Origin of the sequence: Ulvibacterium sp., assembly GCF_028285715.1 — a bacterium.
GTDB lineage: Bacteria > Bacteroidota > Bacteroidia > Flavobacteriales > Flavobacteriaceae > Ulvibacterium.
Map to the genome: position 1 here is coordinate 1 of NZ_JANQOO010000021.1, position 24290 is coordinate 24290.

Consider the following 24290-nt stretch of genomic DNA (forward strand, 5'->3'; position numbering starts at 1 on the left):
GTAGATGGATTTGTCCGTATGCACATACACTTTTTCGGGGCTATGCTTCATGGCATAGGACGCCAGTTTCCCCAAGATTTTTTGATTATACGGATTTTCTTGGGTTTGGGAATATCCACATAGTAGGGAAAAACACAATACAAGTATGAGTGATGTATTCTTGAAATTATCCATGGCGTTTTCCAATCGTGCCGCTGTCATATATCGAATTATCTTAAAATTCGATTTTAACGTTTCTTCCCCTAAAGTGTTGTTCTAATTTCGGTTACGGGGTTCTTTGTACAAGTTAATCATCTTTTTCCTTCAAAAAAATCTTGGAATAGTTAAGGTTTTAAAAATTCATTTGTTCGGAAAAAGACTCTTGTCCAGACCCGGTATCAGTTTTAGCGCATTTTTGTAATATACCTTTTTTAATATTTCATCCGGTAGGTCGAGACCATACATGGACCAAAAGGCATGGTATCTCTTGTAATAGGGAAAGTATTCGTCGTCAGTCTCCAAAACCCGAAAATAGGTAGGAAATTCATTCGGATTCCAGGCATCCTTGCCAAAAAGTATACGGTCTTGGTATTTGGTAAAGAACTTTTTGGCATTCCGCGGTTGTCTTCCCAATTCTTGGATCACAGCTCCTATGCCTACATACATATTGGGCATTTCATCCAAAAGTTCGCCCAATTTGCCCAGATTATTAGCATACCAGCCCATGTGGGCATTTATGAATTTGGTATTGGGATGTTTTTTGAACATACGATGTTGCTCATCTATTATCTGCTGCCAAGGGGCTGGATTGGTATCGGAACGTTTTCTTCCAGGACGTGTCTTAAGTTCCAACCATCGTTCATTTCTACTGCCCATTGGCGCCCAAAAAGGTTTTGGATCGGCAGCATGTATCAATACTGGGATTCCCAATTCGCCACACTTGGCCCAAATGGCATCCAAATGTGGGTCGTCTATGGCCAATCGATTACCGTTGACATCCCTATTTCTTAGCACAAGGCTCTTATAGACCTTTAGTCCTTTTGCACCTGCCTTGATATCCTCTTCCAACTGGGCGACCGCATTTTCGGTCCATCCCTGTGCCCCTGCCCCATCGAAGTCCACATTGGCGAATACCACAAAACGATTGGGGTAATGCTCCGAAACGTTGTCCAACATACGTTGCAGGCCATCCCCGGAGCCACCACTAAGATTTACCATAATGGCCATATTCATTTGATCCATGGGATTCACTAGATTGGACAGATTTTGGGAACCCATACGAAACTGATGGCTATGGACATCTATAAATGGGAATTTCGCTTTATGGATCTTCGTTTCAGGTACCACTAGCGTAGAAACAGGTTTGTACTCCTCAAAACCCATTTCTTGTGAGATGACCGAGGTATACATAAGAAAAAATAGGGCGAGGAAAGGCAGTATCTTCTTCATGGCTAAAAGTGAATTTAATCCTGATGTATTAAAAGGTATTACATCTTGGTCAATTTTTGATAATCTTCCAAGGTATCTATATCCAATGTTTTTCCCGATGGGTTCAGCGAAAGGGTATCGTTTTTAAATTTCCGTATAATCTCCTTTGCCCCAACGTCCTTGTTAAGTTGCGCCAAGTTGGAAAAATAACTTTTGCCAAAAATCGCAGGTACGCCTGCCCCTTTTTCATATTCCGTGGCGACTATTCCCTTGCCCGAATTTTTATAGGTTTGGATTTTTTGGTCCAAATATTTCGAATCGATTAGTGGCTGATCACAAAGTAAGATTAGAATAGCCTTAGTATTCGGTAGTGAATTTTGAATGAAATCGACTCCATAGGCAATGGAAGAGCCCAGGCCCAAATCCCAATTTTTATGAAAAACAAACCGTACGTCAGCACTGCTGCTGCATTTTTCCTTGATTTTATCTGCATTTGCTCCGAGAACCACAACAACACGTTCAGGGCAAACCTCCGAGGCATTCTTTATAGCATTATCCAATAGGTTTGTCCCGTTCCAGGGCAAGAGCTGCTTTGGAGTTCCCATTCGGGTCGATGCTCCAGCTGCCAAGATAAGAACGGTAATATTCCCAACGGTCTTCCCCATTAGCTATGAATAGATCCTTCCTTGTTCTTTAAGCTTATAGGTTTTTTGCCCCGAACTACGGATAATATTTCCGCAAGAATGGCAATGGCTATCTCTTGGGCGGTTTCCGCTCCGATGTCCAGACCGGTAGGGCCATGTATATTTTCCAAAAAGTTTTCGTCAATTTCTGGAACTCGCTCCATAAGTTCCCCAAGTATTTTCTCCCTTCTTCCCGCAGGACCTAAAAGACCTAAATATATGGGACGAGTTGTTTTTAGGGCCAGCAAATATGTTAAATCCTTTACAAAGCTGTGGGTCATGACTACAATAGCCGTCTTGTCATCGATGGCATGATCGGATAGAGCCCCAGGTTCCATGATGAGTAATTCCTGGGCACCAGGAAAGTCCTTGAGTGATTTTTCCTCCGACGGGGAGGCTAGAATGGTTACTTCCCAACCCGTTAATGTGGCATAGGAACATAGCTGTACGGCATCATGTTCGGCGCCAATAATCAACAACTTAAAACAAGGTGCCATTTTTTGTTCAAATACTTGCATTCCCTTGTCTTGGTTTAAGTTAGGTCTTAAGGGTAAAAACGTTTCGCCTAGCTGAAATACGGATCCAAGGGCGGCACTTTCAACATCCTTTTCCATAAAATAGGACACCATTTTGAAAGTCTTCCGTTTTTTCAGGGTCTGGAAAAACCCAGTAATCAGTTCACCAGATGGGCGAAAAGGTTCAATAAGAATATACAAAATCCCCTCGCAACCCAATCTATATCGGCCATCATAGGTCATAACCTTGGCGATATCCGTTTTAAAAACACTGTCCGATTGCCTAAAAACCTCCTTCTCTACACAACCACCACTTACCGCTCCGATCATTTTGCCATCTTCCCTGATCAACATGGAAACCCCCGGCCTACGATATGAAGATCCCTTTAAAGCCACAACGGTAGCCAATACTGTTTTAACCCCTTGGGCATCCGCGTCAATATGGGCTTCTATAATCTTTTTTAACTCATGTGTCATTAGGCCTTCAATATATCAAAAAATAAGGCCAATGGGATTTGGTTTAACAATTTGTTACAGTACTTTATCTATTGAACCAATATGTAAATTTTAGGGTAAGGGCCCAGTTTCTGCCTTCAAAGGGTTGTATAAAATGGTTATTGGTATAGACCAAAAACAAATCCGAAGCCGGACTGTAACGCCACTGGAACCTGGAATTGATGTTCAGATTCCTGGTTTGTTCATTGTATTGGAACAAATTGGCAAAGAAAATCTTGTTGGTAAACGTAATGTCAATTTCGGAGCCTATTAACCAAAAATCATTGGTAAACCATGGTTCGGGCAGCGTTATATGATTGTAGTTGAGATTGGCGCTCAAGCTCACATAAGGCTGAAAGCGATATCCCAATTCCGTGGAAAGCCGAATCCTTTCGCCGTCTGCATAATACCCTCCAACCCTACCCTCAAAGGCATAGGTAAACAAGCTCTGGGGCCGTGAGGCAAACTCCCAGCCAAATGCGTTCCAACGGTGTTTTGTACCGGTAGCCAGTTCCTCCAATCCCAGCTGTGTGGGGTCAAAAGGGTCCAATAGCTCAACATAATCGTCCGAAATGAAGAAATTAAGACTGCTCCTGTTGCGAAAATCGATCAAGTATTCCAAAAAGGTGGTATGATCGGTCTGCTTAAACTGCTCATTGAAAAAATAGATAGCGTTCAATCTTGGACCATGGCTAACGACCTTGCCGCGTTTTGGGAAAAAAAGGTGGCCTAGAAAGGAATTGAATTTCACATAGCCCCTTCTTGGAACAAAACCTACCTCCGCCGTGTACTCCTCTCCTACCCATTCTTGTTGGATGCGCCAGTTCCATTTTCGGCTTTTGTATTCCAAATGGGCAGCCTGGGTAACGCCATTACCTACTTGTTGGGGGGCAAAGGATTTCAGAAAAAACGCCTTGCCGTTCCACAGGTTATTGGAAGAGGCCAGATTGTATTCCACTCCCAAATTTCTATTGAATTTTGGGAATTGCGTTCTTAGGGAATCGGCCTCATTGGGATAGTTGATGGATTGCTTGTTTACAAACATAAGCCCGATACTAGATCGACTGAATACCTTCCTTTGCAAGGTAACTACACCAAAGTTCTGACTAGGCAAACCAGTGGCCTCTATCCGGGCCGTTTGCATGTCCATGATTCCAAGCCGCCAATTGTTGTCTAAATTTCCACTTACCCTGGCACCGGCCCTAATGGGAACGCCCAAGCCTATCCGTCTTGAAAAGAAAGGTCGAATGGTGGGATAGCCAAAATCCGCGAACAAATCACTATTTTCCAAAAAGAATTGACGACGTTCCGGGAAGAACAGTTCAAAACGATCTAAATTGGTTATTTGACGATCCACCTCTACTTGGGAGAAATCCGGATTTACCGTTAAATCGAGGTTTAAGGAAGAAGTAAGACTGAATTTGACATCCCCGCCGATTTTGGTGTCGGTTTCCGTTTCCCCTTCTGCTTCAAAATCCTTTCCAACACTTCCAAGCACATAAGGTATGATGGAAAAATTAGTTCTCGGGGCGGGTGGCGGGTTGTCCCATACCAAAGTCCCTGTATAGGCCAAGGAAGCAGTGGGGAATTGTCTGGGAATAGGTGTCCAACTCGATTTTTCACTAGACTTCAAATCCAATCGGCTAAAATTGATACCCCATTCGGTCACCCCGTCCTTATAGCGAATGGATTTAAAGGGCAATGCCATTTCAAAGACCCACTTTTCTTCATCCCTAGTTACTTTTGACACCCATTTGGTATCCCAATTCAAATCCACGCTCCCGCCGGCAAACATGGTACCATCCCATTGCGCACCGGCTGCATTGGACCCAAATGAGAATCCAGTCGTTTGATTGTTGAAGGGATCTAGAAAAAGTAAAAAATTATCGTTCTTTCCAAACGAAAAGTCGCGCCGCAGGGATTCCACAAAGTTGGTTCCCTTGGTACTATTGTAAAAGGTGGCCAATAAATAAATATTCCGATCGTCATAGGTCATACGGATTTCGGATTTTTCATTGGCCATGTCCGTGTCCATCGGCAGGACCATAAAGAAATCCTTGGCTACATCGGTAGTTTGCCAGGCAGCATCATCACCGATGCCATCAATGGTAATGGGCAGCGTTGTTTTTTTGATGTAATAGCGGTACGACGCGTTCTTTTTTTGTGCGTTGGAAGAGAGCGCAATACAAAGTATTGCAAAATACATAAGGAATTTTTGCATCACTAAACTGGTCCGGTAGTTATTTTGCCCTGGTAATCTTGTCCCTGATTTCCCGCCATGTTACAAGCACAATATCATTTTCCTTAATGAGTCTCGTGCATTCATCACTCATAAAAAAATCAAGGTCGGCCTGTCTCCAAGCGGAACCCCACTCCGGATGATCCACGGCTATACCTTGCATCTCGGCATCGTCGTAAGCCAAGTGAATCAATAGGCACGTGATTCCAGGTTTAAGGGTTTTTAAAAGTTGGGTGTAATACTGCTTACTCCCCTTTTCAAAATCCGCAGGTAAAATGCTATGGATATAATCCATAACCACGGTATTATCGTCCATGAGCGTTTTTATGGCAGGATCCTCAGTGGTGTATATTCTAGAATCCAATAAGACGGGAAGTTGAAATTCCTTACCCAACTTCATATAGCTCACAATGTGTTCGGGAGTACTGGCAGCGGCTCCCATGTGGGTATCCAAATGGGTGATATCCAAGCCAGAACTATATGCTCTCTTTATCTGATTTCGCAATTCCAGGGTTACTTCTTCCGGTTGGGCATGGGCGACAAAATCAGGTATTAAAGGGTAGAAGTAGCCATCTTCCCCGATTAAACTGGTAACCGAATCCTTAGAAGTGATAGGGCCCCATTTGAAATACTTCCATTCACTGGTCAGGGTAAGATGTACTCCCAAATCCATTCCGGGATTCTTCTGGGCATACGCCGCAATTTCAGGAAACCAAGGACAAGGCACCATAATGCTGGCCGAGTTTACGGAACCCTTTTCCAGAGCGCGTATACTGGCCCTATTTTCTGAATGGGCAAGCCCAAGGTCATCTGCATGGATAATCAATAATTTGCTATCTGCCGGATATCCCAGCCTCTCGGCAATGGTCTTTTCCTGTCCCGAAAGCAATAGCCCTTGGAAAATCCATACCAAAGAAATAAGAATGCGTAAATGCATAAATCAGGTATTTCAAAATCAAAAAAATAATCACGAAAGCTACAAAATTCCAAGTTTCCCTCTTTAACAATGTTTAACATATTTTTTTTTAGATCTTATACTTTTCATCCATTTCCCCCGTTCTGTGTGTTGAACCTAATACAGATGAAAATGAAATCTAACTTCAGATTCCTAGCTCTTTTTTCCATTGCCTTTCTTTTATTCTCCTGCGGTAATGCCGATGATGACGTTAACCTTGATCTTAACCTTGGAGACGGGCTTGGTAAGGGAAAACCCGTAGATGAATGTCTAGATCTCGGTGAAAACGATTTGGTCTTATCCATTCAAGAACAGTTTACCACCCTTCCAGGAAAAGTATCCATATTTTTTAGAGTATCCGATGCCGATAATAATCCGGTTCCCGGACTCACTGCGGACCAATTTACCATTTATGAACAAGGACGGAACGATGATTGTTTTAACACCATTTCCACTTCTGAATCTCTGGCGCGAATATCTCCCAATTCGCAAATTTTTACTAATAATACACTACTGGTACTGGATTTGAGTAACAGTGTGCTCAGCGGTAGTTTGGAAGAATTGAAATCGGCCAGTATCAGTTTTATCGATAATGTAATGCCGGCCACGCCTGAGGATTCCTTTAAAATGGCCATTTACTGGTTTGATGGGGAGAACGAACTTCATTTATTGAATGCACCTACATCTTCCAAACAAGAACTTACCTTAGCTATCGAAGGAATTACGGAAGATATCAGCAACGACCCTTCTACCGATCTCTACGGTGCCGTAATAAAATCGACCGATATCGCTACAGAACTTTTAAACGCAAGTACGTCCGATGGAAAAATAGGGGCCGCTTCTGTTGTTATTTTTACCGATGGTACAGATCAGGCCTCCCGTTTTACAGAGGAAGCAGCCTTGAAAAAAGTAAATGATGCCAATTCCAATATCTCATTTTTCACTATAGGACTTGGGGGTGAGATCGATACTCAGGTGTTGACCGATATCGGAAAGACCTTTAGCGTTTTTGCCGGGAACAAAGAGGAATTGGAAACGACGTTTAACGACATTTCCTTTAGGGTATCCCAACGGGCCAATAGCTTCTACCTCTTTGAATATTGTAGCCCAAAACGTGATGGCAGTGGGGAAAGCAATCTAGCCATACAAGTAAAGGATGGGAGTAGACAAGGTGCAGTGCAGACCAAATTTAGCGCCCAAGGATTTACTGGTGGGTGTGAATGACCTATAGTACTAAGTTTATACCATTAGGGAGAATTCGGTGGATTCTCCCTTTTTTTATGCGTTTTATCGAGAACTGGGGAAATGTGTTAGGGTTTTTGGCCCGAATATTGTTATTGAAATAACTAACGACTCCAATTTTATATTGACCACCTACATCCTAAAAACTATGAAGATGTGTAACTATGCCCGGTTACAACTGGGCCCAAAGAATGAAAGTCATGGATGTAATCAACGAAATTATTCAAAACAGTGCCATAGGCCCCTTATCCAAGTGGTATAAAAGCTTGGTCCTTCTATTATTCTCCTCCATTGTGACCACCTTACTCGTAATGATGGTGATTCTGCTCAAATACGGGCCATATATGAACATTCAGTTCGGGTACTAAAGAAGAAATTATCGATAAATCATCCCGTTTTTCCCTTGGAAATAGGAATTTATCGATTTTCCTGCTTTGTCCATTTCTATAAGGAATCCATTGATAACGGCGTACACAGTCTTTGTGTCCCTCTCCAAAATAAAAGTAGGATTGATTCCTACTTCCAAATTAAATTGGGGTACCTCATACTTTTCACTGATGATATTTACAGGGTATGGGGATTCCAATTGTTCCGGGGCAATTTCTTTCACCCGGATATAGGTATATCCCTGTTTAAGGGCTGTACTAAAATCAAATGCTTCCAAATTTTGTAGGCTTCCAAAGACTTCTGGGTACACCTTTCCATCTTTGAGGGTATAGCCGTTGGCATTTAGGGTTTCATAGCCGTAATACGTGGAAAGATCTCCCAAGTCAAGAATCCGACTGCTATACCAAAAATCAGTATTACCCTGCTTATCCACTTCCAATTGATTGATGCCAATATCGAGTATATAGTCGGTGTCTAGTAAATTGTAGGTAGCATTTTCAATTTTTAAGTCGAATAACTTACGATCGTTTTCGGGGATTTTGTCATAATCCTCCAACGAAATATCCGTATAACTACCATTCGCAATCGTATAGATTGCCGACAAAATGGAAACATAGTTCAGTTTTCGTATCTCTTGCTTTTCAATATCATTGGGATATCCACCTGATTCAATTAAAATGGCACTGGTGCCCCATTTCTGGATATTATCCCCAAAAGCCCTCGGTTCAAAATCATCATTGTACTTACCCACTTGCCCAGGAGCATATTTTTGAATGATATCGTTCATGAAAGCAATGACTTTCATGGCGTTGCTTCTTACTTCATTGACTTCCTTTTCGTAATTGTAGGCGGGTGCCAAATAGGAAATGGTCGCAGGTTTCTCCGTGCGCTCGGCGTTGTAATAGGTGCTTTGATCGTGAAGGTTGAAACCGAAATCAGCTTCCAGGCTATCCCGCATTCTTTTCAACGTACTCCCCTCGGGCGATTGCAATCGCAACGCATCCCTATTAATATCTATACCCAATCGGTTTCTGCGTTGATATACTTCAGCCCCGTCCGGATTCAGCATAGGTAAAAAGTGAAGCGTTGTATTATCCAAAATTTCCTTTTTTTCAGCTTTAAAATCATCGCTATCCAAGAAGTTTAGAATGTCAAAAATTGCTAGGGTAGCCGTGGGTTCATTTCCATGCATTTGGGACCAAAGGAAAACACTGATTTCCCCTTTACCAATACTGATAAGATTAAGGTCCCGACCTTCTATGGAGGTGCCTACGGTCTTAACGGTAAATTTCGGATTCTTCCTATATTCCGTAATAAGAGGTTGGATCTCATGATACTTGATCCTCCTTTTGTCTAGACTCGGTTCTTTATACGCCTCATAGGTTTCATAGAGCTTGGACGTAATCTCCTTTTCTTGTGAGTACACAGAAAACATTATCAAAAAGAGGAAAAAAAACGGGGAAAATTTAATTTGCATCGCTACTGGGTTTTGTGGGAATAGGTTTAAAATTAAGGTCTTTGGTCGCTTTTCGGACTTTTTCCGTAAAATCTTTGCCGGGATCGGTTTTTTGGGTACGATATCCATCATCTTTTTCCAGCCACAGGGGATGTCCCTCAAAAAGCCTGTATTCATAATGTCCGATTACATAATCAATATCATATTTCCCTTTTAAATATCGAACCAACCAAATGTTTGATTTTAGTTGCGCCTTGGTTAAAGGCAGGTCTTTGGACCCCCCTATATTTTCTATCCCTATGGCGCAATGGTTAAGTCCTATAACGTGCCTGGCCATAGTGGTTTCTGGCATCAAGCGATATATGGTACCATCGCGGTCCACCATGAATTGTGAGGATACATTGAGTCCACTTACCGAGGTGATGTCCGGTCGCCAATCGGGAAGTGTGGCCTTGTTGAATGCTTCGAAGGATTTTTCAAAAGTAGGGATGACCGTCCAATGCATTACGATCATTTTTGGGCGTATTATGGGTTCTTCCTGCTCTAAGCCGTAACGATTGGATAGGTATTCCAAGGTCAATGCTTTGCGCTCATCATCAAAAACAATGGGCTTGTCCACAATCTCCCTTGAAACCGAACAGGAAGTTAACAAAAGTACAACAAGGATTCCTGACATTAGTCTCATTTTCTTTGAATTTATTCGTTTTTTATACTATCCATTTTCTCTAGGCCATAGGTAATCCGTACTTTTTGCCTGCCCCATTCCTTGGCCTTTTTATAATCCTCCCCCATATAGATATCGATTCGTTTTTTCCACCTTTTATGCATTTTATCCATAACATAAAAGGTATCCGCAAAACCCTGAATTTGAACAGGTGTATTGTGTTTTAGACCCATATCCAGTAAATCCCTTGAAATGGCAATGGCCTTTTTCCCAGGTTCAAGGGTGTCTCCCCAGGCCGTAATGGAAGGGTCGCCTAATGTTTGGGAGGGAAGTGAGTTGTATGCCGTAGCCGTAACTTCCAAAGGTATCCAATCATACTTTTTCTCCACCGACGGTTGGCTACAGGAATGTAAGATCACGGTAAAAATCCCCAACCATAGTATTTGGGAAGCGCTGTAGTTGGCAACGGGTCCTTTAATTGATATTTTTAGGGTCAACTTTTCTCTTTTTCAAGTTTTTTTTCATTTCATTGGGCAAAGGGATAAATTTTTAGGGCTTTCCTTATAGCAAATTCTTAAGGGAATCGCTTCTTGGATACCGAGTTCCAATTCGGTCACAACTGGCCCATTACTATTTATTAGGGGCCACTTTTTTGTTCTAGGAATACTATGGATTTAGAAAAACAAAATGGAATATAAGGATACCGAAACTTATGCCAAAATAATTTTTTGCTTTTCGTAATTTTGACGTCTATGAAAAAAGAGAAAAAACCGGACGCCGTAGTTTTTGACGACAAAACCGAGGAGTATCATTCCAAACTATTACCCTATGCCAGTGGGGTCAGTGCGCCTAGAATAACACCTCCGGATGTCACAAGTTGGAAAAATACCAATATTGTTACGGCCAACCATCAGTTTAAATCAAGGTATGATTCCATAAAGGAAGCCTATCAAAAACTGATGGAACAATACGAGTACAATAATTTGGTATACAATGCCAAATTCAATTTTGAACCCATTACGGGAGAAACCTACTATCTCTATAAAGCAAAGGACGAAAGTACCTTTTTGTCCCTAATATCCCCGGATGAGTGTAGTTTTAGTCATTTAGGCAGTTTCAGATTGGGGCCGGACAAAATGTGGGAAAAACTATGATCCTGGAAGAGGTACATAGGTCTTGTCATTAGGCATCATCGGAAAGGTTTTTTGGGCCCAATCGGTTTTTGCCTTTTCAATCCTTTCCTTGTTGGAGGAAACAAAATTCCAGTAGATATGACGTTCTTCCGGGAAGGGTTCGCCGCCGAACAACAATAGGTGGGTGTTGGGCTTAAGGTTTATTTTACAAGTATCCTCCACTTTGGAAACTACTATATTGCCTTTAGCTATGGTTTCACCACAGGCCTCGATGCTCCCCTCCACGATACAAATGCCGACCTCGCCCCGTACCTTATCCTTAATATCCAAAAAATAGTTGTCCGTTGTGGTAATTTCAATCATAAATAGCGGGGAATGTACTGGAACTGGGGACTTTTGTCCATACCCTTCTCCAGCTACTAATTTGAATGATGCCGAACCTTCCGTCCACTTTGGGATTTCGCTCGGACCAATATGATGGAATTCAGGGTTTGTTTCTTCCAACCCTTTAGGCAGGGCTACCCAAATCTGATATCCATGGGCCTTGGAAATCTTTCCGTTTCTCAAGTTTTCTGGAGTCCTTTCCGTATGCGAAACGCCTTTACCGGCCACCATCCAATTTACCGATCCAGGTTGAATGCGCTGTTGGGTTCCCAAGCTATCCGCATGCATAATTTCACCTTCCAGGAGATAGGTCAAGGTAGAAAGGCCAATATGGGGATGTTGATCCACATCCATATATTTCTTAGGCCCTACTTGCGTAGGCCCCATATGGTCTATAAAAATGAAAGGTCCTATCATGCGCTTTTTACGAAAGGGAATTAATCTACCTACCAGAAAATCCCCGATATCACGACTTCTTTCCTCAATGACCAATCCAATATTTGACATAACTATAGGTGTTTTTATGTGACCTGGTATGGGATTTTCTCTCCTTTATGCAAGGCAATAATATTCTCGGCGGCATACACCGACATTCGATTCCTGGCCGTAACCGTGGCAGACCCAATATGGGGAGTCACAGCAACATTTTCCATATCCAACAAAGGGTTAAGGGGATCCATAGGTTCCGGGTCGGTAACATCCAAACCAGCTCCCCATATTTCCATATTCTTTAAGGCCTGTATTAAATCGGCTTCATTGTGAACGGCACCCCGAGCCGTATTCAAAAAAATTGCACTTGTCTTCATACGCTCAAATGCCCTTCTATTAAACATATTTTTGGTTTCATCGGTCAAGGCACAATGCACCGAAATTACATCACTCTCCAAGAGTAATTCATCAAAGCTTACCTTTTTGGCATTCAATTCATTTTCGGCTTGTTGATTTCTAGTCCGATTGCAGTAGAAGACTTTCATTTGATAGGCGCCTTGGCATCGCTTGGCAAATTCCAGACCAATAGTTCCCAAACCGAATATACCCAAGGTCCTGTTTTTAAGTTCTATGCCCAAATGGGCTTGGGGTCTAAAATGTTGCCATTCCCTTTTGGCGATCGTTTTGTGCATAAAAAACATTTTTCGCGAAACCACCAATAATAATCCAAAGGCGATATCGGCCGTGGCATCGGTCATGGCATTGGGTGCATTTGCTATGGGAATGCCGTAATGTATGGCCGCTTCCACATCTATATTATCATATCCCACTGCATATTGGGAAATAATTTGTAGATGTTGGTTATCCCGCAAAAAATCCGAATCGATTATGTAATTGCTGGTCGTTAATAGCGCATCATACTTTTTTGCCTCCGCATTCAATGTATTCTGGGTCATGGGAAGATCCTTAGCCCATTTTACAACTTCCAGACCCGCTTCCTTCATTTGGTCTATACCTATATCGGGAATGTTAAGACAAACCAGTACCTTCATAATCACAGACAAATTTCCTACCCACAATTTATAAAATAAGATAGAACTAATTGTTATATTCGATTCACTTAATATCGCAAAGATGAAATGGATTAAACGCGCATTGGCATTGATACTTGTACTCCTCGTTATTGGAGTATGGCTCAACTACCCTAAACTCAATATCATTTCCGGTTACGCCTCTAAAAATATGGCTTCTACATTGGCTATTGCCCAACGTAGCGAAGCTTCCGTTGTCCTCAATGACAACAACGTGCCTTTGATAAAACTGGCTGATGTTACCGTGGAAGAAAACTCCGCAACAGCTACAGTTTTCGGTCTTATGCCAAGAAAGACCGTTTGCCGGCCCGGACTGGGTTGTACATTGGTAAATGACGCGTATAACGATGATTTTAACCTGCCTGGACCACGGCGTTCCTTTACCCGGGATACCATCCCTTTCCCATTTGGAAATGGCGCTGCCAAGGATACATTGTTCCAGGAAGTGGATTACCAGGTTTTGGAACATGCGCTTCACAATGCCTTTGCCAATCCCGATGTACAAAAAACACGCTCCGTACTTGTGGTCTACAAAAACCACATCATTGCTGAACGCTACACGGACGGGTTCACAAAGGATACCCCTATTTTGGGATGGTCCATGACCAAGAGCGTTTTGGCCACTTTATTCGGTATCCTTGAATTTGAGGGTAAAATCGATTTGGGTAAGACCGGGATGGTGAAGGCCTGGGAAAACGATGCACGTAAAGAAATTACGCTTAACCATTTATTGCGTATGCAAAGTGGACTGGAATGGGACGAAGACTATTCAGGAATCTCGGACGTTACCAAAATGCTCTTTTTAGCTACGGATATGACCGAGGTGCAGGCCGAAAAGAAAGCCTTGGCGAAACCTACCGAAATTTGGAATTATTCTTCGGGAACATCCAATCTACTTTCCGGAATTCTTAGAGATCAGTTCAATACCTACCAGGATTACATAAACTTTCCCTATTCGGCTTTGATCGATAGAATCGGAATGCATTCCATGTTAATCGAGACCGATATGGCGGGGAACTTTGTGGGATCGTCCTATGCCTGGGCCAATACCCGTGATTGGGCCAAATTTGGGTTACTTTACCTAAACAACGGAAATTGGAATGGGGAACAATTGTTCGATCAGTCTTGGGTAGATTATGTAACCGAACCCACAGATCTGTCGGATGGTACTTATGGAGGGCATTTTTGGTTGAATGCACATGGCAAATATCCGGATGCTCCAAAGGACCTGTATTCTGCCAATGGCTATCAAGGTCAGCGTGTCTTTATTATTCCCTCAAAGGATTTGGTCATTGTGAGAACAGGATTGGCCGAAGCCCCGGAATTTGATTTTAATGGATTTTTGAAGGATGTTCTCCAGGCCATTCCCTAAGTAGATGCCTTTAATTGGTCTACATGCTGCAATCTTCCCACTACCGAGCCCGGGGTCAATAGGGTGCCCGGATTCAATACCGCATTAGCCCCTACCCTACCGTAATCCCCGATTAAGGAACCGAATTTGGTTATTCCAGTGTCCACAATGGCATCGTCCAATACTACACGTATAGTCCTATTTTTATATTCATTAAAATGATTGGCCAAAACGGAGCCTGCTTCCAGATTTACATCATTTCCAATAATTGAATTTCCCACATAATTTAAATGCGCAATGCGCGACTTGGAAAAAATAATACTTTGTTTTATCTCACAATTGGCCCCAATACCCACATCCGAGCACAGATAAACCCCATTTCTAAAATACGAGCCTGCCTTCACCGTACAATCTTTTCCGATAATTGCAGGCTTCTTAAAGGTTACCCCATTTTCAACATAGGCAGATTTATGGACGGCCACCTCATCGGTGAAGTTGTATTCCTCCTTAGAAAGTGCCCCAAGCATATTCCTAAGTATATCATCTAGTTTTTCAATAATATGCCATGGGCTTTCGTGCTTTGCAATATGGGGGAATTCCCTATAAAATTGGGGAATGAAAGCGCATATGTCCATTTTATCCATAAATATAAGGGTCTATTTAAAAGTGCTTTTACGGGCCATATATCAAAAAGTGCCACTTACACCACAAATCTCCCTCATCACACAACAATAATTTCCAACAGGCAGATGTTGGTCGTATGTTTACAGTGTAATTAAAAACAAGGAGTTAATTTTTTCATTTTCATATAGTGTTCTCGTAAAAGAGCCTTGATCGTAAAGACAGGGCTCTTTTTAGTTCTCTTCCTATCCCAAGGAAACGCTCTCCCATCCGTTCTTTCGTTAAATCTTGAACCTGAAACTTAAATTCCAAATCCCAAATCCCAAATATCAAATACCAAATTCCAAAACCTTAAACTTGAGACCTCAGACCTGAAGCCCCTAGGGAATCCAATTGTTTTTTCCAAAGTTGGGTTTTCGTTTCTCCAAAAAGGCATCCCTGCCCTCTTTGGCCTCATCGGTCATATAGGCGAGTCGTGTCGCTTCCCCGGCAAAGACCTGTTGTCCTACCATGCCGTCGTCCGTAAGGTTCATGGCAAACTTCAACATCTTTATGGAAGTGGGAGATTTTTCCAAAATTTCCTGTGCCCATTCATAGGCCGTATCTTCCAATTCCTCATGGGGAACCACCGCATTTACCATACCCATTTCATAAGCGGCCTGCGCGGTATAGCTGCGGCCCAAAAAGAAAATTTCCCGGGCTTTCTTTTGCCCCACCATTTTGGCCAGATAAGCAGAACCGTAACCCCCATCAAAACTGGTGACATCTGCATCTGTCTGTTTAAAAAGGGCATGTTCCTTACTGGCCAGGGTAAGATCGCACACCACATGAAGACTATGACCGCCACCTACGGCCCAACCTGGGACCACGGCAATAACCACTTTGGGCATAAAACGAATCAACCGCTGCACTTCCAAAATATTTAGGCGGTGCATGCCATCATCGCCTACATAGCCCTGATGTCCCCTTGCCTTTTGGTCTCCTCCACTACAAAAGGAATAGACCCCATCCTTGGTTGAAGGGCCTTCTGCGGAAAGGAGTACCACCCCAATGGAAGTATCTTCCTGGGCATCATAAAAGGCTTCATATAGCTCGCTCGTGGTCCTTGGACGAAAGGCATTGCGCACATTGGGACGGTTAAAGGCGATACGTGCCACCCCATCCGATTTCTTATACGTGATATCCTCAAATTCCTTGACTGTTTTCCAGTTAGGTGTTTTCATACTCCGACTTTTTACTACTGCAAAATACGGGATTTTTAAGTATCCTAGAAGCTAGGTGGGTCACCATTTGCCAAAGAAAAGCCTTGGGCCAATATGAATACTTACCGATAGCGATTTATTGCTTTTGTGGTAGTTCTACTGTACTCCACTCAAAATGTTTGGCTTTTTTGCAAAAGCATAACAAAGATATTGGGAATTAGGGCTTTATCCTGTTTACCTTAAGTAATCCAAATGATTTCAATCAATTAAGCCATTGATTCAAAAAATTCAATACCATTGGTTTTAGGGAAGTATAAAAACAAACTTTATATTAGAGGTAGGTCTTAGTACAAACAATCCGTGATGCTAAAATTCTTCCAGGACCGAACGTATAGAAAATGTCTGGCAGACATTTTTAGTGAAGGGGCCAGCCCGAAGCGTTGGAATTATAAATAAACAGGTATGTTAAAGTTCTTTAGACACGTTAGAAAACAATTACTTACCGAAAAAAAATTCAGTAAGTATCTGCTCTATGCCATAGGGGAAATCGTTTTGGTGGTCATTGGTATTTTAATAGCATTGCAATTAAACAACTACAGTGAGTATAAAAAAGAGCGTGAAAAAGAAATTACACTTTTGGTAAACCTTTCCAACGAAATAGGATTGGACATTCTACAAATAGATAACAATACCCGACTTTCCCAGGAACGCCTAAGCAGGTTGGATAGTACTTTACAACTATTACAACAAACCGATACTATTGACAAATCGAGTTTTATCCTGGAATCCTTCGAGTTTGTTGTGGATCAGTATTTTAAAAGCAATAGCGGAATCTTTGATGAAGCGGTTTCCTCGGGTAAAATGACTTATGTGCAAAATGAAGGTTTACGACAAAGTATTTTTGACTATTACCGCAACGCCAAGGAAAGTGATACTGACGGCACAACCCGGCAAATAACTGATGAATCCATCACCCCTCTTTTTATAGAAACCCTTTTTATGAATCACGAAGGATTTTCATCATTGGGGCTCAATGTCCAAAACATTTCCGACTTACAAAGTATCGATTTGGAAGTACTCAAGACCAATAGGGATTTCTGGAAAATGGTGCTGCTAAAGTTTGGTAGTAATCGTGAACAGATGGCACGATGGGAACAAATCAGAATACAGGCCCTGGAGGTAAAGGAGGAAATAGGCAAAGAACTGAAGAACCTGGATTAAGGACTAGCTACTCCCCTAATTTTAGTTCTTTTTGAAACAAGGGTTTCACCAATTTCCCGTATTTTCATTCTATGACTTACGAAAAGAATCGAGAACATTTTTCTAATCGTTATCCTACGCTAATGGACTTGGCCGAAAGGGCAAAAAAAAGAGTGCCCCAGGTGGCATGGGCCTATTTGGAAGGGGGTACCGGTGATGAGGAATTACTACAACGGAATCGCAATGCTTTTCAGCAGATTTCCTTTGTACCGCGCTTTTGTTTGGGTCCTTTAAAAGTAGATATGGAAACCAAGCTATTTGGCAAGACCTATACAGCTCCCATAGGCATGGCACCTGTAGGATTGACCGGATTGATGTGGCCCAAGGCAGAGCACTATTTGGCGGCTACGGCCAATCGTCTCCAAATCCCGTTTTGCCTTAGCACCGTAGCCACGGAAACTCCTGAAACTATCGGAAAAGATGTTGGTGATATGGGCTGGTTTCAACTCTACCCACCTAAGGATACACCTTTGCTGCAATCGCTTTTGCAACGCGCACGAGATACTGGTTTTCATACACTTGTAGTCACCGCGGATGTTCCCATGGCCAGTAGGCGGGAACGTAGTAAACGGGCCGGGCTATCCATGCCTCCCAAGATCACGCCCAAAATGTTATGGCAAGGGCTGACCCACCCTAGTTGGACCTATCGTACTTTATTACATGGACTCCCCCGATTACGAACCGTAGAGCACTATACGAACAACAATGACATGAAATTTGTGAGCGGTTTTGTCGGCAACCGCTTGGGGGGTACCTTGGACTGGGACTATTGCCGGAAATTGAAGGATATTTGGAAAGGGCCTATGGTCTTAAAGGGAATTTTGCATCCGAAGGATGCCGAGAAAGCCGTGGAAATAGGTCTAGATGGTATTTACGTATCCAACCATGGCGGTCGTCAATTTAATGGTGCCCTAACTGCCTTGGAAGCGCTGCCCCATATCGTAAAGCAGGTACAGGGAAAGGTGCCTATACTCTTTGATAGTGGCATCCGTACGGGTCTGGATGCGATGCGCGCCCTGTACCTCGGGGCCGATTTTGTTTTGGTAGGGCGCCCCTTTATATGGGGGGTGGCGGCCTTAGGCAAATACGGAGGGGACCATACCGCCCAAATTTTAATCGACGATCTGCAAAACAATATGGTACAATTGGGTGTAGAAACGATAGCCGAACTCCGAAAATCGCAAATTACATTGAGTTAAACCTTATCCCGCTTCGCTTCTATCCATTTGGCCATATATCTGGTACTGTTTAGGGTATGGTGCATTAACAGACTGCCCGTAAAATTGTTGTTGCGATGTTTTTCCAAGTTCTTTTGGATTTCCAACAAGCGTTCAACTAAACACCGGGCATGTTTCTCTTGGCTATAGAATGTATTTACCAATTCTATTCCATTTTCCTGGGCCAGAACCCATTCTGCTTTATGTTGGTAAAGGGAAATGGCCGCTTCCGCCAAATCATTCGTATCCTTCGCTATTTTACCCGGCCACATATGGTCCCCCTGCATGCCTTCGGCTCCAATGGGCGTGCTAATACTTGGTGTTCCATTTCGCATGGCGGTGATTAGTTTTCCTTTGGCTCCTGCCCCAAAACGCAAGGGTGCAAGGACGAGCCGTGCATTCCGTACCACCACATCCATATCCTCAACCCAACCTTCGACCCAGACTCCTTTATTGGGATTGTGCAATTGCCGTATCTTTTGAGGGAAATAGGCCCCATAAATCTTAAGATTAACTTTTGGAAGTTCCTCTCGGATTAAGGGCCATATCTCTCGTATCGTCCATTTTAGGGCATCTACGTTCGGTGTATGTTTACCATTTCCGATACAAATGATGTCGTTTCTACTATCGAAATTAGGCCATCTCCGTACTTCTTGGACATCGATAGGTTTCAGCATAAAGGGTACGTAACACAATAAGTCCGAATCGATATTTAAAACCTCTTCCAACAATTTTATCTCATAATCGGAAATAATCAAGGACAGGTCGCAGCGATAGATACTGGCTATTTCCCGTTTCGTTACGTCGTCCTGTTTCCACAGGGAAAAAGAGAATTCCTTTGTGGCTTTTAGGCATTTTTCCCGGACATGGCGGAGGGAATGCAAATCTTCCGTATCTAAAAGACGAAGCGCATTCGGGGCAAAATCCGCTACCCGCCATCCAAACTGTTCCTCTGTTAGGAAACGGTCATAGAGAACTATCCCGGGATTCAATTCCTTTACGAAAACATCAAAACTGGAATCATTCAATACTAAGGGAATCGTATGGACCCCTAACGATTCCAAATCCATGGAGTAGTCGGTTTGCTTCGCCGTGCTGCCAAATGTAATGTGATAATCATGCCGTAGAAAAAAACGGATAAGCTGAAGCATACGATGGCCTGCAGCGGTAGTAGTAGGCTCTGGCCATGTGAAGCCAATTATGAGGATTGTTTTACCATTCACGTCCTAGGTCTCAACTTTATAAAGGAATTGGTTAAAAATTCAAATCACAAGCACCAAATCACAAACCTGTATTAGGTATTCCTTTTTCCCACTTCGCATTTCTATTTTTGAGAAATCAAAGCAGGCTCCGGTTTGAAATACCTCTAAGCCTATTTACAACTTAGTACTTCCAAATTTGTATTTTGAAAAGTTACATTTTTGCCGCAAATCTCCGGGAAATGCTGGAACGGAGCTTTCGTTCGTAATCCTCTTCCAACCACTCTTTGTAATTCTTGGTGTTGTTCATGATGCAATAGGAATATTGGCGAACGCGGTACGCTATTTCTTCCTTAAGTTCTTTAGCTAAAATTCGGGCATCAAAGACATCCTCCGCATTTTCCACGCATATCTGTGCGTGCTGTTCTATACTTCGCTCCAGGACGGTCTTGGATTTAAGACCCTGGGCAAATACTTTTTTATACTCTTCCTTAATATCGAATTCGATTTCTTCCGATTTGGAGAATTTGGCTCGAAGTTCCGTTGGCATTTCGTAAACGAACTCGCGTTCTATTTCCTCATCGTTCTTGATGTTCTCCAAATAAAAATCCGGAAAATGGAAAATCTCCTGCCAATCAATGGGCGCATCCCATGGACCAAAGCGGGCTATGTTGTTCCCTAGATCTACTACGGTAAATTCATTTTTACTGGGCAAGATCCGAGAACCCCTACCGATCATCTGAAAATAGAGGGTCAAAGACCGTGTGGCTCGGTTCAGGATTATAGTATCCACCGTGGGTTCATCAAAACCCGTGGTAAGGATACTGACCGACGTTAATATAGCATTGGGGGTGTTGGAAAACCAATCCAATATTTCGCGCCTTTCGGAGGGGCTGTTCTTATTGTCCAAATGGCGAATATCATATCCAGCCTTCTTAAAGGTCTCATAGACATAGCGGGATGTGTTGATACCATTGTTAAAAATCAAGGTCTTGGTTCCCAGTGCAATCTCCTGATAGGCCGTGAGCAACTTCCCTAGCATATTTTGGTTGCTATAGAGCTCATCCGAAGATTTAACGGTATAGTCGCCACTAATTCCAAGTTTAAGGCTTTGCAGACCCACATCGTAATGATAGAGGTTAGCTCTGGCCAAAAACTTTTTTTCAATTAAGGAAGCAATGGATTCTCCTACGATCAACTTTTGATAGTGATCTTTCATGGGGAGTTTAATGTTGGAGCTCAAAGGGGTGGCCGTAACTCCAAGAATAGTAGACTGCTCAAAATATTTGAACAACTTGCGAAAGGAGTTATAGTGCGCTTCATCAATGATGACCAAACCGATATTCTTGATCTCTACTTTTTCTTCCTGTAGCCTATTGTTCAACGTCTCCACCATGGCCACAAAGCACATGTACTCGTCCTGATCACTAAATTCCTTAACCTCACTATTGATGATTTTATTTTTTACCCCGAAGCCGGTCAACATCCGTGAAGTTTGGAGACTTAATTCTATACGATGGGTAAGCACCACCACTTTTTTTTGTGAATGGCTGATGTATCTCTTGGCAATCTCGGAAAAAACGACGGTCTTTCCGCCCCCTGTAGGGAGCTGGTACAACAGGTTTGACCCTTGTGGCATTTCGCCCAAATACTTAAAAATTGTATTTAGGTCCTCTCTTTGGTAATCATAAAGTGTTTTCTCCGTAGTTTGGTTTTCCAACGAGGTAAAATCTTAGGGGTTTAGTGTGCTTCTTCCATTGGGAGGATTGCCATCGGCCCAATTGTGCAAAATTAGTAGAATTTTGTCCTTAGATAAAATTTATTCCATGAAATCAAAAGAATTAGTATCCCCTTTCCTTGGATACCAAGTTCAATAGTGGTTCCCCTGCCCGAAGTCTTCTATAGTTTTCCAGAATTTGTGGAACCACGGATCGGGTATCGGATACACTGGCATAATGTGGTGTCATGTGTATTTTGGGATGCTCCCAAAAAGGATGGGAAATAGGTAAGGGTTCCTTGTGGTACACATCCAATCCGGCTCCGGATAGATGCCCATTATCCAACATTTCCAGTAAATCTTCGTCCACCAAATGCCCACCTCTGGCCACATTGATTACGAATGCATCCTTGGGCAATTGTTGGAAAAGGGCTTTATTCAAAATACCAGCGGTACTCTGGGTCAATGGCAAAAGGCATACCAGCACTTGTGTAGTGCCCAAAAAATCCGGTAATTCACCCTGCCCGACGAATGACTTAACCGTTTCGACCTTTTTTCGGGAATTGGACCAACCTTGAACCTTGAACCCGAAGCGAACCAGATCTTTGGCCAGGACGATCCCCAACGCCCCCATTCCCAGGATACCTACGGTGTAGTCCTCTATGCGTTTGTAAGGTAATGGTTTCCAAGTTCGATTTGCCTGGTCTACCTTATAGGTATACAGATTTTTTAAATATGCCAAAATAACACCGATAACGTGCTCGGACATATCCTGGGCAAGTACTTGGTCCACTACACGGGTAATGGGCAAGTGCAATGGAGCTTCCTTGTCCTCAAAAATAAAATCTACCCCGGCACCGGATCCCGAAATGCATTTTAGATTCGGATACGCTCGCAATGTACCTGGGGGATGTTTCCATACCAAGGCCATATCAATGGCTTCCTTGGGATGTTCTTCCAAATAACTATAAATGGGAACATGGGAAGAGGCGGCGGATAATGCCTCCTTCCATTCGGGAATTTTCCCGTCCTGTCTTATTATCACAATTGCCATTACTATTCCACTATATCCAAAGTCCGTGAAAAATCTTCGGCATAGGGCCAATGATTGTCCTGAACAGTTTGGTAAATCTTTACTATTCTTTGCTTAAAATCGGATATCATTCCATTCAATACCAGAAACTGTATAACCTCCCTGAACGAATTTAGCATGCTTTTGTAAAAGGCATCGGGAACATTTTTTTCCAATTCAAAGGTTTGGGCCACTTCCAAATTGTACAACATTACATCAGCAACAAGATGAGGTTCCACTCCTAGTTTTATGAAATGTTTAATGAGCTTTTGGGCAACCGACCGACGCGCTTTGGGCCGCTTTCGTTTTAAGGGAAAATACTCGTTGGAGATTTTGGCCTTGGCATCTTGTATAAGCTTTTCCTCCTTGGGGTTGAATACAAAATCATAGTACTCCTTTACTACCGGGAAACGTATATAAAGATCCAGTAACTGTTCCTCCAACTCCTTTTTAGGAAGGTCGGCTATGTACTTCACAAGGGCTCTTTTGCCCATAAAATAGGGATTTAAAGTCAAAAATAGGAGAACTCGGCACAATTAACCAAGATTCGCAAAACAAATCACAAACTTCTCATAAATTCTGTATAAGAATTCTCTTAGGCCTTTGGAAAAGACGCAATAAAAATGTATAATGATAGCTTGTAGAACATCAAAATCCAAAAGACATATATGAGGCAGTTAAAGATTATCAAGCAGGTCACCAATAGAGAATCAAAATCATTGGACAAGTATCTGCAGGATATCAGTAAAATTGATCTGATCAATGCAAATGAAGAAGTAGAATTAGCGCAACGCATCCGGGCCGGGGACCAAGCTGCGTTGGAAAAATTGACCAATGCCAATTTGCGGTTCGTGGTATCCGTTGCCAAACAATATCAAAATCAGGGACTAAAACTGCCCGACCTGATAAACGAAGGTAACCTTGGCCTTGTTAAAGCGGCCAAACGATTTGATGAAACCCGTGGTTTCAAGTTTATTTCTTATGCGGTATGGTGGATCAGGCAGTCTATCCTGCAAGCATTGGCGGAGCAGTCCAGGGTAGTTAGGTTACCCCTAAACAAAATCGGTTCCATTAATAAAATCAAAAAGACATTTTCTTATTTGGAACAGGCACATGAACGACCACCTTCTGCAGAGGAAATAGCCAAGGAATTGGAAATGACGGTTACCGAAGTAAAACAATCCATGAAAAACTCCGGCAGACATGTTTCCATGGATGCCCCGTTGCGTGAAGGAGAGGATTCCAATTTATACGATGTGCTACGTTCCGGGGAATCTCCAAGACCTGATAAGATTTTGATGCAGCAATCCCTGAACACGGAAATCAATCGGGCATTGGATACGTTATCGCCTAGAGAGGCCGATGTCGTAAAGTTGTACTATGGCATTGGAGACCAACAATCAATGACCTTGGCAGAAATAGGGCAGACTTTTGATCTTACTCGGGAAAGGGTACGTCAAATACGGGAAAAAGCTATTCGCAAGCTTCGGCATAATTCCAGAAGCAAGCTTCTAAAAGCTTATTTGGGATAATATCAAAGTACCCTTAAAGAACAAACCCCATAAGTATTA

At 42.6% G+C, this 24290-nt stretch carries 24 protein-coding genes; 7 read left to right on the top strand and 17 right to left on the bottom strand.

The window, feature by feature from the left end:
• The 6 genes from Q0993_RS14050 to Q0993_RS14075 all read right to left on the bottom strand — a co-directional run.
• Positions 1 to 201: hypothetical protein (locus Q0993_RS14050; protein ID WP_299534044.1), on the bottom strand; the 201-nt coding region annotated here is incomplete at its 3' end.
• Between the two features lie 138 nt (positions 202 to 339).
• The gene (locus Q0993_RS14055; RefSeq protein WP_299534046.1) at positions 340 to 1428 is read right to left on the bottom strand and encodes an amidohydrolase family protein; all 1089 of its coding nucleotides are present in this window, start codon (positions 1426 to 1428) and stop codon (positions 340 to 342) included.
• A 38-nt stretch (positions 1429 to 1466) separates the two neighbouring features.
• Positions 1467 to 2072, bottom strand: coding sequence for a nucleotidyltransferase family protein (locus Q0993_RS14060; protein WP_299534047.1), 606 nt, complete (start codon positions 2070 to 2072; stop codon positions 1467 to 1469).
• Positions 2072 to 3082, bottom strand: coding sequence for an XdhC family protein (locus tag Q0993_RS14065; protein WP_299534068.1), 1011 nt, complete (start codon positions 3080 to 3082; stop codon positions 2072 to 2074). The genes Q0993_RS14060 and Q0993_RS14065 overlap by 1 nt, the downstream gene beginning before the upstream one ends.
• A gap of 64 nt (positions 3083 to 3146) precedes the next feature.
• Complete coding sequence (locus tag Q0993_RS14070) at positions 3147 to 5306, bottom strand: DUF5916 domain-containing protein (RefSeq protein ID WP_299534070.1); 2160 nt, start codon at positions 5304 to 5306, stop codon at positions 3147 to 3149.
• A 34-nt stretch (positions 5307 to 5340) separates the two neighbouring features.
• Positions 5341 to 6276 (bottom strand): polysaccharide deacetylase family protein, encoded by a 936-nt coding sequence (locus Q0993_RS14075; protein WP_299534072.1) that lies wholly within the window; start codon positions 6274 to 6276, stop codon positions 5341 to 5343.
• Positions 6277 to 6420: 144 nt separating this feature from the next.
• Between Q0993_RS14075 and Q0993_RS14080 the strand changes: the two genes are divergently transcribed.
• Together Q0993_RS14080 and Q0993_RS14085 are read left to right on the top strand one after the other, a co-directional pair.
• A complete protein-coding gene (locus Q0993_RS14080; RefSeq protein ID WP_299534074.1) occupies positions 6421 to 7518 on the top strand; it encodes a VWA domain-containing protein in 1098 nt (365 codons plus the stop codon).
• 218 nt (positions 7519 to 7736) lie between these two features.
• On the top strand, positions 7737 to 7904 hold the full coding sequence (locus Q0993_RS14085) for a hypothetical protein (protein ID WP_299534076.1): 168 nt from the start codon (positions 7737 to 7739) through the stop codon (positions 7902 to 7904).
• 8 nt (positions 7905 to 7912) lie between these two features.
• Here the strand turns inward: Q0993_RS14085 and Q0993_RS14090 are convergent, their stop codons facing one another.
• The 3 genes from Q0993_RS14090 to Q0993_RS14100 are packed head-to-tail and all read right to left on the bottom strand — an operon-like array spanning position 7913 to position 10540.
• Positions 7913 to 9400 carry a M14 metallopeptidase family protein gene (locus Q0993_RS14090; protein ID WP_299534079.1) on the bottom strand — a complete coding sequence of 496 codons (1488 nt, stop codon included), beginning with the start codon at positions 9398 to 9400 and terminating at the stop codon, positions 7913 to 7915.
• The gene (locus Q0993_RS14095) at positions 9390 to 10064 is read right to left on the bottom strand and encodes a peptidoglycan recognition family protein (RefSeq protein WP_299534081.1); all 675 of its coding nucleotides are present in this window, start codon (positions 10062 to 10064) and stop codon (positions 9390 to 9392) included. The genes Q0993_RS14090 and Q0993_RS14095 overlap by 11 nt, the downstream gene beginning before the upstream one ends.
• Positions 10065 to 10075: 11 nt before the next feature.
• Positions 10076 to 10540 (bottom strand): 3D domain-containing protein, encoded by a 465-nt coding sequence (locus Q0993_RS14100; RefSeq protein ID WP_367279610.1) that lies wholly within the window; start codon positions 10538 to 10540, stop codon positions 10076 to 10078.
• A 255-nt stretch (positions 10541 to 10795) separates the two neighbouring features.
• On the opposite strand from Q0993_RS14100, the gene Q0993_RS14105 reads away from it, so the two are divergent.
• Positions 10796 to 11197 (top strand): DUF2452 domain-containing protein, encoded by a 402-nt coding sequence (locus Q0993_RS14105; protein WP_299534083.1) that lies wholly within the window; start codon positions 10796 to 10798, stop codon positions 11195 to 11197.
• Here Q0993_RS14105 and Q0993_RS14110 read toward each other — a convergent pair.
• On the bottom strand, positions 11192 to 12067 hold the full coding sequence (locus Q0993_RS14110; RefSeq protein ID WP_299534086.1) for a pirin family protein: 876 nt from the start codon (positions 12065 to 12067) through the stop codon (positions 11192 to 11194). The genes Q0993_RS14105 and Q0993_RS14110 overlap by 6 nt on opposite strands.
• A 14-nt stretch (positions 12068 to 12081) precedes the next feature.
• Positions 12082 to 13041 carry a D-glycerate dehydrogenase gene (locus tag Q0993_RS14115; RefSeq protein WP_299534089.1) on the bottom strand — a complete coding sequence of 320 codons (960 nt, stop codon included), beginning with the start codon at positions 13039 to 13041 and terminating at the stop codon, positions 12082 to 12084.
• Positions 13042 to 13123: 82 nt separating this feature from the next.
• On the opposite strand from Q0993_RS14115, the gene Q0993_RS14120 reads away from it, so the two are divergent.
• The gene (locus Q0993_RS14120) at positions 13124 to 14452 is read left to right on the top strand and encodes a serine hydrolase (RefSeq protein ID WP_299534090.1); all 1329 of its coding nucleotides are present in this window, start codon (positions 13124 to 13126) and stop codon (positions 14450 to 14452) included.
• Here Q0993_RS14120 and Q0993_RS14125 read toward each other — a convergent pair.
• Both Q0993_RS14125 and Q0993_RS14130 read right to left on the bottom strand, forming a co-directional pair.
• Positions 14449 to 15075 carry an LpxA family transferase gene (locus Q0993_RS14125; protein ID WP_299534091.1) on the bottom strand — a complete coding sequence of 209 codons (627 nt, stop codon included), beginning with the start codon at positions 15073 to 15075 and terminating at the stop codon, positions 14449 to 14451. The two genes, Q0993_RS14120 and Q0993_RS14125, sit on opposite strands and share 4 nt — an antisense overlap.
• Before the next feature lie 357 nt (positions 15076 to 15432).
• A complete protein-coding gene (locus tag Q0993_RS14130; RefSeq protein WP_299534092.1) occupies positions 15433 to 16275 on the bottom strand; it encodes a 1,4-dihydroxy-2-naphthoyl-CoA synthase in 843 nt (280 codons plus the stop codon).
• A gap of 441 nt (positions 16276 to 16716) precedes the next feature.
• Between Q0993_RS14130 and Q0993_RS14135 the strand changes: the two genes are divergently transcribed.
• The gene (locus tag Q0993_RS14135; RefSeq protein ID WP_299534095.1) at positions 16717 to 17475 is read left to right on the top strand and encodes a DUF6090 family protein; all 759 of its coding nucleotides are present in this window, start codon (positions 16717 to 16719) and stop codon (positions 17473 to 17475) included.
• Between the two features lie 71 nt (positions 17476 to 17546).
• Positions 17547 to 18713 (top strand): alpha-hydroxy acid oxidase, encoded by a 1167-nt coding sequence (locus tag Q0993_RS14140; RefSeq protein ID WP_299534097.1) that lies wholly within the window; start codon positions 17547 to 17549, stop codon positions 18711 to 18713.
• On the opposite strand, the gene Q0993_RS14145 is transcribed toward Q0993_RS14140, so the two are convergent.
• The 4 genes from Q0993_RS14145 to Q0993_RS14160 form a co-directional block, all read right to left on the bottom strand.
• Positions 18710 to 19954: a glycosyltransferase gene (locus Q0993_RS14145; RefSeq protein WP_299534099.1), complete on the bottom strand. Its 1245-nt coding sequence runs from the start codon at positions 19952 to 19954 to the stop codon at positions 18710 to 18712. The two genes, Q0993_RS14140 and Q0993_RS14145, sit on opposite strands and share 4 nt — an antisense overlap.
• A 190-nt stretch (positions 19955 to 20144) precedes the next feature.
• Positions 20145 to 21650: a DEAD/DEAH box helicase family protein gene (locus tag Q0993_RS14150; protein ID WP_299534101.1), complete on the bottom strand. Its 1506-nt coding sequence runs from the start codon at positions 21648 to 21650 to the stop codon at positions 20145 to 20147.
• A 121-nt stretch (positions 21651 to 21771) separates the two neighbouring features.
• A complete protein-coding gene (locus Q0993_RS14155) occupies positions 21772 to 22701 on the bottom strand; it encodes a glyoxylate/hydroxypyruvate reductase A (RefSeq protein ID WP_299534103.1) in 930 nt (309 codons plus the stop codon).
• Positions 22702 to 22703: 2 nt separating this feature from the next.
• On the bottom strand, positions 22704 to 23213 hold the full coding sequence (locus tag Q0993_RS14160) for a DUF6155 family protein (RefSeq protein WP_299534105.1): 510 nt from the start codon (positions 23211 to 23213) through the stop codon (positions 22704 to 22706).
• A gap of 174 nt (positions 23214 to 23387) precedes the next feature.
• Between Q0993_RS14160 and Q0993_RS14165 the strand changes: the two genes are divergently transcribed.
• Positions 23388 to 24251 carry an RNA polymerase sigma factor RpoD/SigA gene (locus tag Q0993_RS14165; RefSeq protein ID WP_120711242.1) on the top strand — a complete coding sequence of 288 codons (864 nt, stop codon included), beginning with the start codon at positions 23388 to 23390 and terminating at the stop codon, positions 24249 to 24251.
• The last annotated feature ends 39 nt before the right edge of the window (positions 24252 to 24290 follow it).